The 16,330-nt window shown below is 43.6% G+C and carries 14 protein-coding genes and 1 pseudogene; 9 read left to right on the top strand and 6 right to left on the bottom strand.

Translation table 11 applies throughout. The features are described 5' to 3' along the window. Positions 1–142 precede the first annotated feature (142 nt). The 5 genes and pseudogenes from GFC30_RS10970 to GFC30_RS10955 all read left to right on the top strand — a co-directional run bounded on the left by GFC30_RS10970 (position 143) and on the right by GFC30_RS10955 (position 3,532). Positions 143–418, top strand: coding sequence for an autorepressor SdpR family transcription factor (locus tag GFC30_RS10970; protein ID WP_066325470.1), 276 nt, complete (start codon positions 143–145; stop codon positions 416–418). Further along, entirely contained in the window at positions 418–1,044 is a 627-nt protein-coding gene (locus GFC30_RS10965) for an SdpI family protein (RefSeq protein ID WP_066325465.1), read from the top strand. Before GFC30_RS10970 ends, GFC30_RS10965 begins: the two co-directional genes overlap by 1 nt. Further along, positions 1,041–1,820 carry a YhfC family intramembrane metalloprotease gene (locus GFC30_RS10960; protein ID WP_084256315.1) on the top strand — a complete coding sequence of 260 codons (780 nt, stop codon included), beginning with the start codon at positions 1,041–1,043 and terminating at the stop codon, positions 1,818–1,820. The genes GFC30_RS10965 and GFC30_RS10960 overlap by 4 nt, the downstream gene beginning before the upstream one ends. Before the next feature lie 191 nt (positions 1,821–2,011). Next, positions 2,012–2,410, top strand: a pseudogene (gene tnpA / locus GFC30_RS16590) (IS200/IS605 family transposase). A gap of 12 nt (positions 2,411–2,422) precedes the next feature. Beyond that, positions 2,423–3,532 (top strand): RNA-guided endonuclease TnpB family protein, encoded by a 1,110-nt coding sequence (locus GFC30_RS10955; RefSeq protein WP_066325463.1) that lies wholly within the window; start codon positions 2,423–2,425, stop codon positions 3,530–3,532. Positions 3,533–3,687: 155 nt separating this feature from the next. On the opposite strand, the gene GFC30_RS10950 is transcribed toward GFC30_RS10955, so the two are convergent. The 5 genes from GFC30_RS10950 to GFC30_RS10930 all read right to left on the bottom strand — a co-directional run bounded on the left by GFC30_RS10950 (position 3,688) and on the right by GFC30_RS10930 (position 8,864). After that, positions 3,688–4,788, bottom strand: coding sequence for an ABC transporter permease (locus GFC30_RS10950; protein ID WP_084256313.1), 1,101 nt, complete (start codon positions 4,786–4,788; stop codon positions 3,688–3,690). Continuing rightward, positions 4,785–6,053 (bottom strand): ABC transporter permease, encoded by a 1,269-nt coding sequence (locus GFC30_RS10945; RefSeq protein WP_066325459.1) that lies wholly within the window; start codon positions 6,051–6,053, stop codon positions 4,785–4,787. Before GFC30_RS10945 ends, GFC30_RS10950 begins: the two co-directional genes overlap by 4 nt. A 10-nt stretch (positions 6,054–6,063) precedes the next feature. Further along, on the bottom strand, positions 6,064–6,996 hold the full coding sequence (locus GFC30_RS10940) for an ABC transporter ATP-binding protein (RefSeq protein ID WP_066325457.1): 933 nt from the start codon (positions 6,994–6,996) through the stop codon (positions 6,064–6,066). 135 nt (positions 6,997–7,131) lie between these two features. Beyond that, positions 7,132–7,764 carry a response regulator transcription factor gene (locus tag GFC30_RS10935; protein WP_066325454.1) on the bottom strand — a complete coding sequence of 211 codons (633 nt, stop codon included), beginning with the start codon at positions 7,762–7,764 and terminating at the stop codon, positions 7,132–7,134. 2 nt (positions 7,765–7,766) lie between these two features. Beyond that, complete coding sequence (locus GFC30_RS10930; RefSeq protein ID WP_066325453.1) at positions 7,767–8,864, bottom strand: sensor histidine kinase; 1,098 nt, start codon at positions 8,862–8,864, stop codon at positions 7,767–7,769. Positions 8,865–8,996: 132 nt separating this feature from the next. Here GFC30_RS10930 and GFC30_RS10925 point away from each other — a divergent pair, with 132 nt between their 5' ends. Beyond that, positions 8,997–9,914, top strand: coding sequence for an aldo/keto reductase (locus GFC30_RS10925; RefSeq protein ID WP_066325451.1), 918 nt, complete (start codon positions 8,997–8,999; stop codon positions 9,912–9,914). Positions 9,915–10,280: 366 nt separating this feature from the next. Beyond that, positions 10,281–11,393, top strand: a complete 1,113-nt coding sequence (locus GFC30_RS10920; RefSeq protein ID WP_066325445.1) for an RNA-guided endonuclease TnpB family protein — start codon at positions 10,281–10,283, stop codon at positions 11,391–11,393. A gap of 335 nt (positions 11,394–11,728) precedes the next feature. Here the strand turns inward: GFC30_RS10920 and GFC30_RS10915 are convergent, their stop codons facing one another. After that, positions 11,729–12,619, bottom strand: coding sequence for a LysR family transcriptional regulator (locus GFC30_RS10915; protein WP_066325442.1), 891 nt, complete (start codon positions 12,617–12,619; stop codon positions 11,729–11,731). A 159-nt stretch (positions 12,620–12,778) separates the two neighbouring features. Here GFC30_RS10915 and GFC30_RS10910 point away from each other — a divergent pair, with 159 nt between their 5' ends. Then, complete coding sequence (locus GFC30_RS10910) at positions 12,779–14,548, top strand: assimilatory sulfite reductase (NADPH) flavoprotein subunit (RefSeq protein WP_066325440.1); 1,770 nt, start codon at positions 12,779–12,781, stop codon at positions 14,546–14,548. 12 nt (positions 14,549–14,560) lie between these two features. Then, positions 14,561–16,276 (top strand): assimilatory sulfite reductase (NADPH) hemoprotein subunit, encoded by a 1,716-nt coding sequence (gene cysI, locus GFC30_RS10905; protein ID WP_066325439.1) that lies wholly within the window; start codon positions 14,561–14,563, stop codon positions 16,274–16,276. Positions 16,277–16,330 lie beyond the last annotated feature (54 nt).

Genomic DNA, 16,330 nt, shown 5'->3' with positions numbered 1-16,330 from the left:
CCGGGTGCTCTTTTTTATCAAACGGTTGACAGATGAACATGATATGGAATATGATGTAATTAGAAATTTATCTAAATATCTATTTTTTTTGCTCGATATTTAGAAGTTTGTCTAAATATCTAAAAGAAAGTTGGTGAGAAAGATGTCGTTTAATGAGGCGTTTAAAGCGATTGCCGATCCGAACCGCCGGAAAATTTTGTCGATCCTAAAAAAAGGGGACTTGACGGCAGGGGAAATTGCCGACCATTTTGATATGCAAAAGCCGAGTGTTTCCCATCATTTGAAAATATTAAAACAAGCCGATTTAGTGGAAGATCGACGTGTTGGGCAGCATATTTATTACTCATTAAACACAACGGTTTTCCAAGATTTAATGAGTTGGTTTTACGATATATTACAAAAAGAAGGTGATAAATAATGAAAAAGTATTGGTTTATTATCATTCTCATTGCATGTAGCTACGTATTGAGTTTCATTGCGATTCCATATTTGCCGCACGAAATAGCGATTCATTGGAACGCTGCAGGAGAAGCAGACAGCTTTACGAACAAATGGTGGGGCGCATTATTATTTCCGATATTTTTAACAGGAATTGTCGTTCTCGTTATCTTCTTGCCGAAGCTTGATCCACGAAAAGAAAACTATAAAAAATTCGCAAAAGTATATCGCGTTTTTTTGCATGTATTTGTCCTATTCTTGTTTAGTCTACATGTAGTAACACTCGCATACAATATGGGGTTTCCTGTGCAAGTCGATGTCGTTGTGCCAATTGGGGTTGGGGTGTTGTTTATTGTTCTTGGCAATTATATGCCGAAAATTAAACCGAATTACTTTTTCGGAATTCGTACCCCTTGGACATTGGAAAATGAGGAGGTTTGGCAAAAAACGCATCGTGTCGGTGGAAAAGTGTTTGTCATCATGGGGGGACTCATTATGCTCACTATATTTGCCGAAAGCATGTGGCGCTTTGCCATTCTCCTGATTATCGTATTGATCGGCACGATTTATCTGTTTGTCCAGTCGTATATATTTTCTCATAAGTGAAGGGAGAGATCGGTTTGTTTGGGATGTTTATTCAGTTGTTTCTTTCTTTGTTTGTTCCTTTAGTGCTTATCATATATGGACGAAAAAAGGGCTGGTTTTCTTGGAAAGCGTTCGGTGTTGGCTTGCTTATTTTCGTTTTATTTTCGCAAGTGTTCGAGAAAGTGCTCCATTTCCTTGTAGTCGATCCAAGCGGCACATCGTTAAAAGGAACAAGTAGCGTTTGGGCATTTGTCGCTTACGGAGCGTTAGCGGCTGGGATATTTGAAGAGATCGGGAGATATGTCGGATTTCGTTTCATGTTAAAAAACAATCGGGCATACGGGGATGGATTATCATTCGGTTTAGGACATGGAGGGATGGAAGCCGTGCTCATTGGTGCTTTTAGCGCTGTGAATATGATGGTCATTTCTCATCTCGTGCAAACAGGTCAGTTTGAGCAAATTGCTTCCTCTCTTCCCTCTACACAAGTGGAGATGCTCAAAACCATGTTAAATCAGCCTGATTGGATGTATGTATTAGGTGGCATCGAGCGAACGTTTGCGATTGCGAACCATGTTGCGCTCTCTCTTCTTGTTTTATATGGAGTGAAGAAAGGTCAATTTTTGTATGTAATATATGCGATTTTGATTCATGCGTTAATTGACGTTGTTCCTGCGTTATATCAAGTGAAAATCATTTCAAACGTTTGGATTGTAGAAACGATTCTCGCTTTGATTGCCTTCGCTTCGCTTGTCTTCATTCGACGTATAGCAGAAAAGTTCGATTGTTTTTCTTGAATTTCGGCTGGAATGAACCTCTCCCTCGCGTATTGGCGAGGGAGAGGATTTAACCTCTTTCCGAAAGAAGTCTCCCACTTCTAAACGAAGTGAAAGTGGGAGATGAATTTCGGTGAGGCGTAGGTATGAGTTGTTTCTTTTTTTGTGTTATGATATAATCAGTATTAGAAAAATGAAAGGTTGTTGTATAAATTAAATTAGACAGTAATGACCATTCAGTATTCCTGTTGTATTATCATCTTGTTCTGGTGGTAAAATATCGCAGACAAGTGATTGATGATACCATATCTGACTATGCAAAAGATATGTTTGCGAGATTGGGGAAAAATTACAATATTTCCTTGGTCGAATGGAATCACGATATGGACCATGTGCATATTTTGTTCAAAGCACATCCGAATAGTGAACTATCAAAGTTCATCAATGCCTATAAAAGTGCAAGTTCTCGACTGATTAAAAAGCATTTTCCGCAAGTGAAAAGAAAACTGTGAAAAGAATATTTTTGATCAAGAAATTTTTTCCTGTTTACAACAGGCGGTGCCATCCTTGAAGTAATAAAAAAATATATAGAAAATCAAGGGATGAAGTGATGTGGTGTCGATATGGTAAACAAATCATATAAATTCCGTCTGTACCCAACAAAAGAACAAGAACAGCTGCTTGCCAAAACCTTCGGTTGTGTCCGTTTCGTTTATAACAAAATGCTTGAAGAACGCATACAAATTTATGAAAAGTTCAAAGACGACAAAGAAGCTTTGAAAAAACAAACATTTCCGACCCCTGCCAAGTACAAAAAGGAGTTTCCTTGGCTTAAAGAAGTGGATAGCCTTGCGCTGGCAAACGCCCAATTGAATTTGCAGAAAGCGTTTCAAAATTTCTTTTCGGGTCGTGCTGGATTTCCAAAGTTCAAAAACCGCAAGGCGAAACAGTCGTACACCACAAATGTGGTCAATGGCAATATTCAACTTTCAGATGGCTATATCAAGTTACCCAAACTGAAATGGGTCAAGTTCAAGCAACATCGGGAGATTCCTGCCCACCATATCATCAAGGCTTGTACGATCACGAAAACAAAAACAGGAAAATACTATGTTTCTATTCTTACAGAGTACGAACATCAACCTGTACCAAAAGAAATACAAACGGTTGTTGGGCTTGATTTTTCCATGAATACGCTGTATGTCGATAGCGAGGGTAAGAGAGCCAATTATCCTCGTTTCTATCGGCAAGCATTGGAAAAATTAGCGAAAGAACAACGGATATTATCACGCCGAAAGAAGGGTTCTAATCGTTGGCACAAACAGCGTTTGAAAGTAGCGAAGCTACATGAGAAAATAGCGAACCAACGAAAAGACTTTCTACACAAAAAATCATACGAATTAGCGAAACAGTATGATTGCGTGGTCATCGAAAACCTCAACATGAAAGGGATGTCGCAAGTCCTGAATTTCGGCAAGAGCGTTCATGACAACGGCTGGGGGATGTTCACGACATTTCTCCAATACAAGTTAGAGGAGCAAGGGAAAAAGCTTATCAAAATAGATAAGTGGTTTCCGTCATCTAAAACTTGTTCATGTTGCGGTCAAGTAAAGGAATCTTTATCGCTTTCTGAGCGTACATTCCGCTGTGAATGTGGATTCGAGAGCGACAGGGACGTCAATGCGGCAATCAATATCAAACATGAGGGCATGAAACGATTAGCGATAGCCTAACTTGTCCTCGAACCGTGGGACACACGGGGATCGCTCAGTCAACTTCCCGTCATGAGATGGGATTACCTGAGAAGCCCCCACCTCTAAGCGAAGCGTAGGTGGTGGGAGCATGTCACTGATCGCTTATCGTTGATAGGTGGGCGATTGCCAATCTTTTAGCCGTTTTTTCGTTCCACAAGGTTAATACCAATTCCGGTGAATACGACGCCCATGAAAAATAAGATGCTCATCGGGTACAGCAATTCCGTAATGGAACGACCATAGACAGCAGCCCCTTTGAGTAGTTCCATGCCGTACGTCAATGGAACGATTTTTGATAGTGCTAATAAAGCGTTAGAAGAAACAATTTCTAAAGGCCAATACGCCCCCCCAATCATCGCCATGCTGACGGCAAGTAAAGAAATAAGCGCTTGAAACTGTTGCTCATTTTTCACGAGTCCGACAAGCAAAATCGAAAAGGCGACGATTGAAAATACGTATGGCACTAACAAGATGAGCAATTCGGCAAATTGCCCGTGGAAACGAATGCCTAGCCCAAAACGAAATACGGAGAAAATGAGTACGACTTGAAGGTAGCCAATCATAAAACTATACAGCAGATTCCCCGTGTATATTTCCCATTTTTTGAGACGCGAAAGAATCATTCGGTTCCACACCCCTTCGCGTTTTTCTTTCAATAGTTGCAGCACTTGAAATGCCACAGTATAAATAACGAAAAAGAGGGAAAATCCGAAAATTGGCTGCATTTGTGGATCGACCATCACTGCATGCTTTCCGCGGAAATTCATCGTTTTCACTGTGAACGCAGGATGCTCTTTTGCTTCATTTACGATATTGGCAGCCTGTTCGACTGGAATGTGTGCGTGTGTAGCAATGGCATTTGCTTGCTCTTTTTCGCTATATACTTTTTGGACATACTGCCGTAGAAAAAACGTATTTCCTGTTTGCGAGGTGATGATCAACGTAAAATCATGGTTGGAAAGCTCGAGTCCTGCTTCTACTTTTCCTTCTTCAACGAGCGTACGCATTTTGCTTTCTTCCATTAGTTCGAAGCGGAACGATGGCGACTTGTTCAGCGAATGAAGGAGTTCGTTTGTTTCGTGCGAAGCAAGGGTGCTAGCAACCGGTACTTTTATTCTCTTTTCACTAGAAGCACCAATAACGGATGCCATCACAATGCAAACGATCGACATAATAATGACCATCCAAGGGTTTCTTAAAAATAGTCGGAATTTCGTGGATAAAATGCTAATCACGATTCGTTCCCCCTTTTCGGAAAAGCCCATATTGATAACAACAATGTCGTGATACTAAAAAGGGATAAATATATGACCGAGTGGGCAATGTCGTTAAAATGGTACCCTTGTAGCAGTTTTAAATAGGCGTTCATGCTTGCTCCGTTCGGTGTTAACGTTCCGAGCGTGCTGATGAAATCGGATAATTGGCCAGCAGGAAAATAGCTGCCGCCAACAAGCGAAAACATCGTCACGAGAATGGTTTGGAAAAAGCGTGACGCTTGTTCGGAATTGATCCGGAAATTCAACGCGGTCAATAACACGGCTAACCCGCCGACCGTTAGCGCAAGCGATAAGGTCACGATGAAAAATGCAGGGATATCAGCCCATGTAATGTCATATAGGATCGACGTTAATCCGTACAAAATAAAGAGTTGCAAGCATGCAAGGAGCGTTGCTGAAAGGAAAATACCTGCCATATACGACCATCTTGACACGTTGGCTAACAACATCCGGTCGAATACGTGCGAGAGCTTTTCTTCAAACGCATAACTTCCGACGTTTGAAGCGATATATAGAGCAAACATGACACTCATTCCGACCGTATAATAAGTCATTGCCCGAATCGGTTCTTTTTTCCTTACAGTTTCCATTTTTCCATTTACATGAACGTCAACGATCGACGAGGAACGATCGGCTAACCCTGCCTTGCCAAGAGTGGCAGCTAGCGAATAGTGTCGTTGAAACGCAGAAAGAATTTGCCCTACCATTTCAGCTGTCCACGCTTTTTCCTCGTTGGTATAAAAAAATAAGCGAGGGTGTTCGTCTTTTTGCAAAAGCATGTATTGTAGCATCTTGTACGTAAATCCACTCGGCACGCGAATGATTGCGGCGTAGCTGTCCTTTTGGCGGACTTTTTCTAGTTGAGCTGGTGGTACATCAATGATGCGAATATATTTTTTTACTGATTTATCGCCAAACACGCCTTGTTTTAGTACGGTAATCGGTGCGATCGAATGAGCGGCTTCGATTAGCATTTGTTTTTTTTCTTTTGGAATGTTTATTGTTTCTATTTCACGCGTAAATGCTTGCAGTTCTTTTTGTTCGTCCCCTTCGTTAACAAACGCAATTTTTGCGTGAATTGCAGCGTGATCCCCATCCATGATATTTCCAAGCGCAAAACCTAAAATCGTAATCAATACAAACGGCATCCCGAGAAGAACAAGTAATTCATGACGGTTTCTGGCAAACAATAACAACTGTTTTTTGACAAACGTTCCAATCATTCCGATCCCCCTAATCACGTAATGCTCGACCGGTCAGATGCAAAAATACATCTTCTAGTGTCGGTGTTTTAATTTCGATCGATGTCAGTACGGCATCTGTTTGTTCCGCTAATTGAAATAATAGGCGGAAGATGTTCACTTCTTTTGGGGACAACACCGTAATGACTCGGTCTTGGATAGCGATATGACGAACGACTGGCTGTGTACGCAATGCGTGCAAAAACGATTCGTTTAGTTTTTCGACTTTTAGTTCGACCGTATGCTCTGCGGACAAAATGTTTTTAATCTCGGTTGTTGTTCCTGATGCGATAATGGAGCCTTTATCCATAATGTAAATGCGGTTGCATAAAAACTCGACTTCTTCCATGTAGTGGCTTGTGTAGAGAACAGTCATTTGTTTTTCTTCGTTTAACCGCTTCACTGTTTCTAAAATATAGTTGCGGGATTGCGGATCGATCCCGACAGTCGGTTCATCCATAATGAGTAGCTTCGGTTCGTGTAAAAGGGCAGCACCGATATTTAACCGCCGTTTCATTCCCCCAGAAAAGTGTTTCACTAAATCGTTTTGTCGGTCGGTTAGTCCGATGAGCTCCAATACTTCCCCGACTTTTTTTTGAAGCTGTGCACCGGATAACCGATGGATGCTTCCGAAAAACTGCAAATTTTCTTTTGCGGATAAATCAGAATAGAGCGCAATTTCTTGCGGAACGATTCCTAACACGTTGCGAAGCATTGCTGGGTTTTTCAAGATGCTCTTTTGATGAAAGCGAACATCCCCACTCGATGGGGGAATTAACGTCGAGAGCATCGAAATGGTCGTTGATTTGCCGGCTCCATTTGGGCCAAGCAATCCAACAATTTCTCCTTGTTCTAAATATAAATTGACCCGATCGACCGCCTTGGTTTGTTTAAATTGTTTCGTTAGTTCTACTGCTTCTAACATTTTTTCTCCTCCTTCCGTTCTCGTATGTATCGTACGATATTTTTCCTTGGCTGCTTACTATCTTCCGTCATCGTTTTGCGAACAGAGCTATGACTTTAGTCACTTTCTAAAAAAATAAACCGTCCAATAAGACGGTTATACAAGATCGTGTTTAATCGCATAAATGGCTAATTGTGTCCGGTCGCGCAATTCTAATTTTTGTAAAATTTGCGTAATATGGTTTTTGACGGTTCCGATCGACAAATGAAGAATCGCGGCAATTTCTTTGTTTGTTTTCCCTTCCCCAACTAATTGGGTAATGGCAAGCTCACGCGGGGTTAACGGAACGGTTACTGGTTCTCGTTTTGAATGTTCTAAGAGGCGGGGCACCACTTTCGCTGCTACTTCTTCATGAATCGTCACCCCTCCTTTCATACAGCTATAAATGGCGTCAATAAGCTTTTGGCGTTCTGTCGTTTTTAGCAAAAACCCACTCGCTCCGTCTTTCAATGCTTGAACCGCATACTCATCATCGTTGAACGTTGTTAACACTAAAATTTTAATATGTGGCCACCGTTTTTTTATGATTTTCGTTGCCTCTAATCCGTTCATGCCAGGCATGCGAATATCCATTAGCACAAGATCGACAAGGCGAGTTTCTATTTGTTGTACAGCTTCTAGTCCATTTGCTGCCTCTGCGATGACTTTCAGCTGTTCATCTTGCTCAATCATCATTTTCAACCCTTGTCTGACAAGCGCTTGATCTTCTGCTAACAAAATGTGGATCACCTTTACCCCTCCTTGATTGGAATCGTCCCTTGGACGGTAAACTCACTATCGGTTTGGAAAATATGCACGGTACCCCCGATTTGCTTGATGCGTTCCTGCATATTTGTTAGTCCAAACCCAAGCTGAAACGGCTTCGGTTGTGCAATCCGGTTTTTGATGGAAAATTCTAAATCGCCAACGGCTGATTTTCCTAATGTGACAAACACTTCTCGTGATTGAGCATGGCGCATCGCATTGGTCAGCGCTTCTTGAATGACGCGGTAAAGGGCGATATTTTGCTCATTCGATAGCTTTGCTGTTAACGCCCCTTGTTTTGTAGTAAAATGAACCATAATATGACTTTCTGACTCTAATTTCCGAATTAATTGCAAAACCGAGGAAATACCAGCATTTTCTTCTGTTTGCAGTGCTTTGACTGCTTGTCGTGTTTCCTCTAAACTTTCGCGCACAAGTGCTTGCAGTTGCTTATATTCTTCTTTCCGTTCACGAATAGACAACATTTCTAGCTGCATGAGCAAGGCCGTTAATTTATGGCCGACGGAATCATGAATGTCGCGGGCAATTCTCGTCCGTTCTTCGAGCCGTGCCGCTCGCTCTGTTTCATAGTAGGAGCGCTTTAGGCGCCGATATTCTCCTAATAGTTGTTGGTACATTTCTTTTTGTTCTTCACGTTCCTTTACGTATTCATTCAAAACGATAGCGATGGCGGAAAAAATGGCAAATGCAATGAGCCATTCGCTTTCGTTCGGTTGCCAGAGAAACGTGACAACGGCTGAACAGGAAAAAGTGATGGCCGCAAATACACGAAACGCTGAAACGTTCAATTGAAAAATTGCCTCCACATAAAGATAAAGAAGCAGTAGCAAGATGTACATATTGTTCGCGAGCGGATGAAGAGATTCCTCTAGCAAAAGAAGACAGTCGATGAAAACGAATAGCAGAAGTGGACGTTTAGTCATTGCGAGAAAAAAATAAGCACTAATGGCACAGGCGCTTATGAATAAAATCGCCGGAAGCTTGCTATTGTGCTGAAAGTGCTCATATAAATACCCAAGCCATAAACTAGCGAATACAAATAGACGAATTATAAATTGTTTCATCGCTATGCCCTCAACTTTTTAATCTGTCTATTTTCTACCATACTAAAAGAGAAGGAGAGGCGTCAATACGAGCATCGCACCTATATGTTATGGTAGAATAAAAGTTACCTATGACATGAGGAGGATGGATAAATGAAACAACTCAATATTGGAAAATCTGGTCTAATGGCTTCGGAAATCGTGCTGGGGTGCATGAGAATTGCGGACATGTCGGTTTCCGAACTGTCACGTTATATAGACGAAGCGCTCGAAGCAGGGATTACGATGTTTGACCATGCCGATATTTATGCGAAAGGGCGTTGCGAAGAGCTGTTTGGTGAAGTGATTGCTTCTCGCCCTGATTTGCGTGAACGCATCCACATTCAAAGCAAATGTTCGATTCGCGACGGCTATTATGATCTTTCAAAGGAACATATTTTAGCCTCGGTAGATGGGAGTTTACAACGGCTTCAAACCGACTATTTAGATATTTTGCTTCTTCACCGCCCAGATACATTAATGGAACTGGAAGAAGTAGCGGAGGCGTTTGACCGGCTATATGCAAGCGGAAAAGTTCGCCATTTCGGGGTGAGCAACTTTAACAGCATGCAAATCGAACTATTACAAGCATATGTCGAGCAGCCGATCATTGTGAACCAAATGCAGTTTAGTATCATGCACGCGAACTTAGTGACGAGCGGTATTCAGGCAAACACGTTATTTGATGGGGCGATTAACCGGGACGGACATATTTTAGAATATTGTCGTTTAAAAAACATCACCATCCAAGCGTGGTCTCCGTTTCAATATGGCTTTTTTGAAGGGGTGTTCATTGACAACGAGAAATTTCCGGAAGTCAATGAAGTACTCGGACGGCTAGCGGAGGAAAAAGGAGCAAGTAAATCAGCGATAGCAGTTGCTTGGATTTTGCGCCATCCAGCGAACATGCAAGTCATCGTTGGCACAACAAACTCTGCTCGTTTAAAAGACATTTGCCAAGCGAGCCACGTACAGCTCTCCCGAAAAGAGTGGTACGACATTTACCGAGCGGCAGGGCATCGGTTGCCGTAATGACGAAAACACTTTTTTGGCAGTTGCCGAAAAAGTGTTTTTTCAACGGCATTAGGCAAGGAGTCCCCCACCTCTAAGCGAAGGGAAGGTGGGGGAGGAATTGCCCTTTTTTACTTTTTGCACGAAAAACGGTTCATTCTTTCAGTAATATGTGGTATCACGAGTGTTGATTATCCATTATTTTACTAAAAAATATAGAATCATATGGCTGAACACAAGCTTTTCTGCCGTTGTCGGCAAACGTACCGTTTGCCGACAACGGCAGAAAAGCTAGGAATAGAGCGATGTCAACTGGTTTTTATTGGTTAATCAACACGCATGATATGGTATAATTGTATATATACTGAAAAAAAGGAGGTGAAACGTATGGAATTGGTCGTCACCGCTAAAATTCGGTTGTTACCAACGGAAGCTCAACACCTGCAACTCATTGAAACGATGCAAGCGATGAAACAAGCGTTGAACTTTGCATCGAAAGTCGCATACGAACACCATCTGCTTTCCTCGTTTAAGAAACTGCAAGTCTTGGTGTATCGAGACTTGCGAGAGTTGTTCGGACTAAAATCACAAATGGCGTGTAATGTGTGTACCATTGTCGCAGGTGTCTATGCGTCCATGAAATCCAATGGCGAACGCACGCTAGCGGTGTTTAAAAAGCCTAAACTCCAATATTCGTACAATCGAGACTACTCGTTTACGAAAGACGGACAGATGAGCATTGGCACGCTAAACAAACGAATCAAAATGCCTTTTCTGACAAAAGGACAGGAACGCTATTTCGATGGCTCTTGGGAGTTTGGCACAGGTACACTTGTGTACAAAAAAGGAAAATTCTACTTGCATGTCGCAGCGAAAAAAGTGATCCATCCCCCTTCGGTGTATCAACACGTGGTCGGTGTGGACATGGGGATGCGCTTTTTAGTGACCGCTGTAGATTCACACAACCGTCATTTGTTTATCAAGGGCACTCCCATTCAGAGCGTCAAAGCACGATACGTCCGACTTCGCAAAGAGCTCCAACAACGCAACACGAAATCCGCTAAACGCAAGCTAAAGAAAATCGCTGGACAAGAAAACCGTTTCATGACCAATGTCAATCATTGTGTCAGCAAGGCACTTGTTCAGTTTGCAGGAAAGCATAGCTTGCTTGTCCTGGAGGATTTGACAGACATCAACGATACGGTGTGCGTTCGCAAAAAAGACCGATACGTGCGATTCACATGGGCGTTCGCTCAACTCCGCTCGTTCATTGAATATAAAGCACGACTACACGACAGCCACGTCCTTGCCGTTCCTCCTGCTTACACGAGCCAGCAATGCCCAACCTGTGGGTTTACACATAAAAACAACCGCAAAAAACAGATCCATACGTTTATATGTGGGGCATGTGGCTATACATCCAATGATGATAGAGTAGGGGCGTTAAACTTACGCCAAAAGGGAATCGAGTACCATCATGGCGTGACCGCCCAAGCATGACTTGTGTGGTCGGGGTGCCGTCAACCACCCTCATGCAACCCCACGCGAAGGAAGGAGGACGACGTCCGCTTGCACTTCTGGGGAGTTGCAAGCCCCCGCTTCAAGCGTTAGCTAAGTGGGGGTAGTTGACAAGGGAAAAAAGTATAAAATTTTGCTATCGGGTAGAGAAATGTCTAGCTTCAAGCGCCATCGGTGTGATGCGCTCCGCCCCTTCTTTTGGCGGCGACACACTTAGTTTGATTCTTTGACATATCCCACCCAAGCTTTGCTTGGGCTGAGCCTCCTCGGTAGGGCTTGTGCGAGTTTCCCCGATAGGCGGGTGCTTTGTGCTTTTCTTATGAGTCGCTTTGTCTTTTTTCTAACGCCCGAAGTAAAACGTGCACATTTTTTTTGTTCGCCATAATGGGAGAATAAATGTATGAAAACGTCCGATGAAACGGCGGGTAGTTCAACCGAAGAACCGATAAATGTCCGTGGTTAATGTCGCGCGCGACGACGTTGCGCGAAAGAAGCGACAGGGCGCTGCCAGCGATGAGCGCCTCTTTAATGCCTTGGTTGCTGCTGATGATCATGAGTGATTTTATTTTTAGCCCGTTCGAGCGAATAAAATGGTTAAAATATTCTCGCGTACCGGATCCGACTTCACGCGTCACCCACGCTTGATTGTGCAAATCCGCAATCGACACGTCCGCTTTATGAACGAGCTTGTGATCGTTTGATGCGACGATGACGAGTTCGTCTTGCATAAACGCATGGACGGACAGTTCTTTTTCGTTCGTCTGTCCTTCGATTAAGCCGATGTCGGCTTGAAACGAGCGAACAAGTTCGACGATTTCTTTCGTATTGCCGATGACGACTTCTAGCTCAAGCTCTGGATAGTCGTTTTGCAGCTCAAATAAGAGAGGTGGCAAAATATATTCCCCAATCGTAAAACTAGCCCCGATTTTTAATGTTCCTTTGACGGAATGGTGGTGCTCTAAAATATCTTGTTTCGTCTGCTCGTACAAGGCAATCATTTGCTTGGCGCGGTCGTAAAGCATTTCTCCAGTCGGTGTCATTTGTAGCCGTTTTGGCGAGCGAACGAATAGCTTCGTCTGAAACTCTTTTTCTAAATTTTTAATATGCAAACTGACGCTAGGTTGGGATAAATGAAGAAGTTCCGCTGTTTTTGTAAAATTTCTCACTTCGGCTAACGTCACGAACGTTTTTAATTCTTCGTAGTACAACCCTCATTCTCCTCTTAATTATCAGAAATATTAATAGCTTTCATAATTTATATTTATTTTACTAATTTTCTGTTTTAGAGTAAAGTGTAGTAATAAACCAAACTTAATTTATAGGAATAATGGAAATATAATCGATGAGAAGGCAAAGAGGTGAAGAGTGTGCGATTTCACGTAACAAACAGTCCATTTAGTGAACAGCAAGTTGAACTGCTCAACCAGCTTTGGCCGACACTAACCCCTGCCCAAAAGCTTTGGTTGAGTGGGTATTTAGCCGCAACGCATATTGACTCGGCAACGCAGCCCGAAACTGGGACAAAAGAAGTAACGATTCTTTACGGATCGCAAACAGGAAACGCGCAAAAACTAGCGGAAAAAGCAGGGGAAACGCTTAAAAGCCGCGGGTTTCACGTCACCGTTTCCTCGATGCTTGATTTTAAGCCAAACGAGTTGAAAAAAATCAATACGCTCCTAATTGTCGTTAGCACTTATGGAGAAGGCGAGCCGCCGGACAATGCGTTATCGTTTTACGAGTTTCTCCATAGCAAGCGCGCACCAAAACTTGATCATCTTCGCTTTTCTGTATTGGCGCTTGGGGATACGTCGTATGAGCATTTTTGCAAAACAGGAAAAGATTTTGATAAGCGGTTAGAAGAGTTAGGAGGCAAGCGTTTATACGAACGCATCGATTGTGACGTCGATTATGAAGAAGCGGCAACGAAATGGCTTGATGGAGTGCTTAGTGAGTTAGATCAGCAAGGAGCAGTTTCCATCGTAGCTCCACAGCCGACGCAAGCACAGCCAACCGCGCTTTATTCACGAAAACATCCGTTCGAAGCGGAAGTATTAGAAAATATCAACTTAAATGGACGTGGTTCGAATAAAGAAACACGGCATATCGAGCTATCGCTAGAAGGATCGGGACTTACGTTTGAACCTGGGGATGCGCTTGGCGTTTTTCCGAAAAACGATCCGGAGTTAGTCGATCTGATCATTCAAGAGATGAGATGGGATCCAGAAACGCTCGTTTCCGTCGATCAAGAGGAAGAACCGTTGCGAGAAGCGTTACTATCGCGTTTAGAAATTACGGTATTGACAGAGCAGCTGTTGCAAAAATTAGCGGAGTTTTCGAAAAATCGCGAATTTCATGCCCTTCTTTCGCCAGAACAAGAGGCGAAGAGAAAAGACTATATGAAAGGGCGCGATGTATTGGATGTCCTTCGTGATTTCGGCCCGTGGGAGATGACGCCAGAACAGTTCATTTCCTTCTTGCGGAAGCTGCAGCCGCGCTTTTATTCTATTGCAAGCAGCTTATTAGCTTATCCAGAAGAAGTACATGTAACGGTGGGTGCAGTTCGTTATGAAGCGCACGGACGTTTACGGAAAGGAGTGTGCTCGACGTTTTGTGCGGAGCGTCTGCACATTGGCGACAAACTTCCGGTGTTCGTTCATCAAAATCCGAACTTTAAACTGCCAAAAGATTCGAATACGCCAATCATTATGGTCGGACCAGGTACAGGGGTGGCGCCGTTTCGCGCCTTTATGCAAGAGCGTGAGGCGATTGGCGCCAAAGGGAAATCGTGGCTGTTTTTTGGCGACCAACATTTCGTAACCGATTTCTTGTATCAAACGGAATGGCAAGCGTGGTTGAAAAACGGTGTATTAACGAAAATGGATGTTGCCTTTTCGCGCGATACGAAAGAAAAAGTGTATGTCCAACATCGCATGCTAGAACAAAGCAAAGAACTGTTTCGCTGGCTAGAAGAAGGGGCTGTCGTTTACGTTTGTGGCGATAAACAGCGCATGGCGCGCGACGTTCATCAAACTCTTATTCATATCATTGAAAAAGAAGGAAACATGAGTAGCGAACAAGCGGAAGCGTATGTAGCGGACATGCAAAAACAAAAACGGTACCAACGCGACGTGTATTAGGGGGGATCAACGATGGAAAAAGTCGTATTGAAAGCGCCGGATGGACCGCCAAGCGACGTCGAGCGCATTAAACAAGAAAGCAACTATTTACGCGGCACATTGAAAGAAACGATGGAAGATCGGATTACCGCCGGCATTCCAGAAGATGACAACCGGCTGATGAAATTTCATGGCAGCTATTTGCAAGATGACCGTGATTTGCGAGCGGAGCGGCAAAAACAAAAATTAGAGCCTGCCTATCAATTTATGATTCGCGTCCGCACGCCGGGCGGAGTGGCGACGCCTGAACAGTGGCTTGCGATGGACGAATTGGCACGGACATATGCGAACGGGACACTGAAGCTTACGACACGGCAAGCATTCCAGTTTCATGGCGTATTAAAATGGAACATGAAAAAAACGCTGCAAGCAATTAACGATGCACTGCTTACGACGTTAGCAGCATGTGGCGACGTCAACCGGAACGTCATGTGCAATCCGAATCCGTACCAATCAGAAGTGCATGCGGAAGTGTATGAATGGGCGAAAATGTTAAGCGACCATTTATTGCCGCGCACGAGAGCGTATTACGAAATTTGGTTGGATGAAGAAAAAGTAGCTGGTACGCCAGAAGTAGAGGAAGAACCGATCTACGGTCCGCTGTACTTGCCGCGGAAATTTAAAATCGGTATCGCTGTTCCACCGTCGAACGATGTTGACGTGTTTTCGCAAGACCTCGGGTTTATTGCGATTGTGGAACAAGGCAAGCTCGTGGGCTTTAACGTAGCGATCGGTGGCGGGATGGGCATGAGCCACGGGGATCGGACGACGTATCCGCAGCTAGCGAAAGTGATCGGTTTTTGTAAGCCAGAACAAGTGATTAATGTAGCGGAAAAAGTTGTCACGATTCAGCGCGATTACGGCAATCGTTCCGTGCGCAAACATGCCCGCTTTAAATACACGATTGACCGGCTTGGGTTGGAAGTCGTAAAGAAAGAATTAGAGCGCCGGCTTGGCTGGGAGTTAGAAGAAGCGCGCCCTTACTATTTCGAGCATACTGGCGACCGCTACGGCTGGGTCGAAGGGGTGAACGGAACGTGGCATTTTACGTTGTTTGTAGAAGGCGGTAGGGTGAAAGATGCGGATGGTTATCCGTTAATGACAGGTTTGCGAGAAATTGCGAAAGTGCATAAAGGTGATTTCCGTCTAACTGCCAATCAAAACCTAGTTATTGCGAATGTACCAGCTGAGAACAAAGCAGAAATCGATGCGCTTATTAAACAATACGGCTTGACCGACGGAAAACGTTACAGCGCGCTTCGCCGTAATTCGCTTGCCTGTGTTGCGTTGCCAACATGCGGATTAGCGATGGCGGAAGCGGAGCGATATTTGCCAAAACTGCTTGATAAGATTGAAGAAATTGTGGAGGAAAACGGGCTTCGTGACGAAGAAATAACGATTCGCATGACAGGCTGTCCGAACGGCTGTGCTCGCCATGTCTTAGCGGAAATCGCGTTTATCGGCAAATCGGTCGGAAAATATAATATGTATCTCGGTGCGGCGTTTGACGGTAGCCGCCTTGGCAAATTGTATCGTGAAAATATCGGAGAAGAAGAAATTTTAGCGGAACTTCGCGTCCTTCTTTCTCGCTATGCGAAAGAGCGGCTGGATGGCGAGCATTTTGGCGACTTCGTCATCCGTGTTGGCATCGTGAAAGAAGTAACGGACGGAACGAATTTTCATGAGTAAGAGGGTCGTTGAATGGCGACTCTCTTTTTTTGCCATTTAATCATTGACTTGCGA

It is taken from the genome of Anoxybacillus amylolyticus (assembly GCF_001634285.1).
In the GTDB taxonomy this organism is placed as follows: Bacteria; Bacillota; Bacilli; order Bacillales; family Anoxybacillaceae; genus Anoxybacteroides; species Anoxybacteroides amylolyticum.
Note: the sequence above shows the minus strand (reverse complement) of the source record. Positions and strands in the feature narration are given on the sequence as shown.

What these genes read in the sequence shown, in the direction of transcription:
- GFC30_RS10970 (WP_066325470.1), top strand. Translation starts at nt 143, where the DNA reads ATGTCGTTTAATGAGGCGTTTAAAGCGATTGCCGATCCGAACCGCCGG.
- GFC30_RS10965 (WP_066325465.1), top strand. Translation starts at nt 418, where the DNA reads ATGAAAAAGTATTGGTTTATTATCATTCTCATTGCATGTAGCTACGTA.
- GFC30_RS10955 (WP_066325463.1), top strand. Translation starts at nt 2,423, where the DNA reads ATGGTAAACAAATCATATAAATTCCGTCTGTACCCAACAAAAGAACAA.
- GFC30_RS10945 (WP_066325459.1), bottom strand. Translation starts at nt 6,053, where the DNA reads ATGATTGGAACGTTTGTCAAAAAACAGTTGTTATTGTTTGCCAGAAAC.
- GFC30_RS10940 (WP_066325457.1), bottom strand. Translation starts at nt 6,996, where the DNA reads ATGTTAGAAGCAGTAGAACTAACGAAACAATTTAAACAAACCAAGGCG.
- GFC30_RS10930 (WP_066325453.1), bottom strand. Translation starts at nt 8,864, where the DNA reads ATGAAACAATTTATAATTCGTCTATTTGTATTCGCTAGTTTATGGCTT.
- GFC30_RS10925 (WP_066325451.1), top strand. Translation starts at nt 8,997, where the DNA reads ATGAAACAACTCAATATTGGAAAATCTGGTCTAATGGCTTCGGAAATC.
- GFC30_RS10920 (WP_066325445.1), top strand. Translation starts at nt 10,281, where the DNA reads ATGGAATTGGTCGTCACCGCTAAAATTCGGTTGTTACCAACGGAAGCT.
- cysI (WP_066325439.1), top strand. Translation starts at nt 14,561, where the DNA reads ATGGAAAAAGTCGTATTGAAAGCGCCGGATGGACCGCCAAGCGACGTC.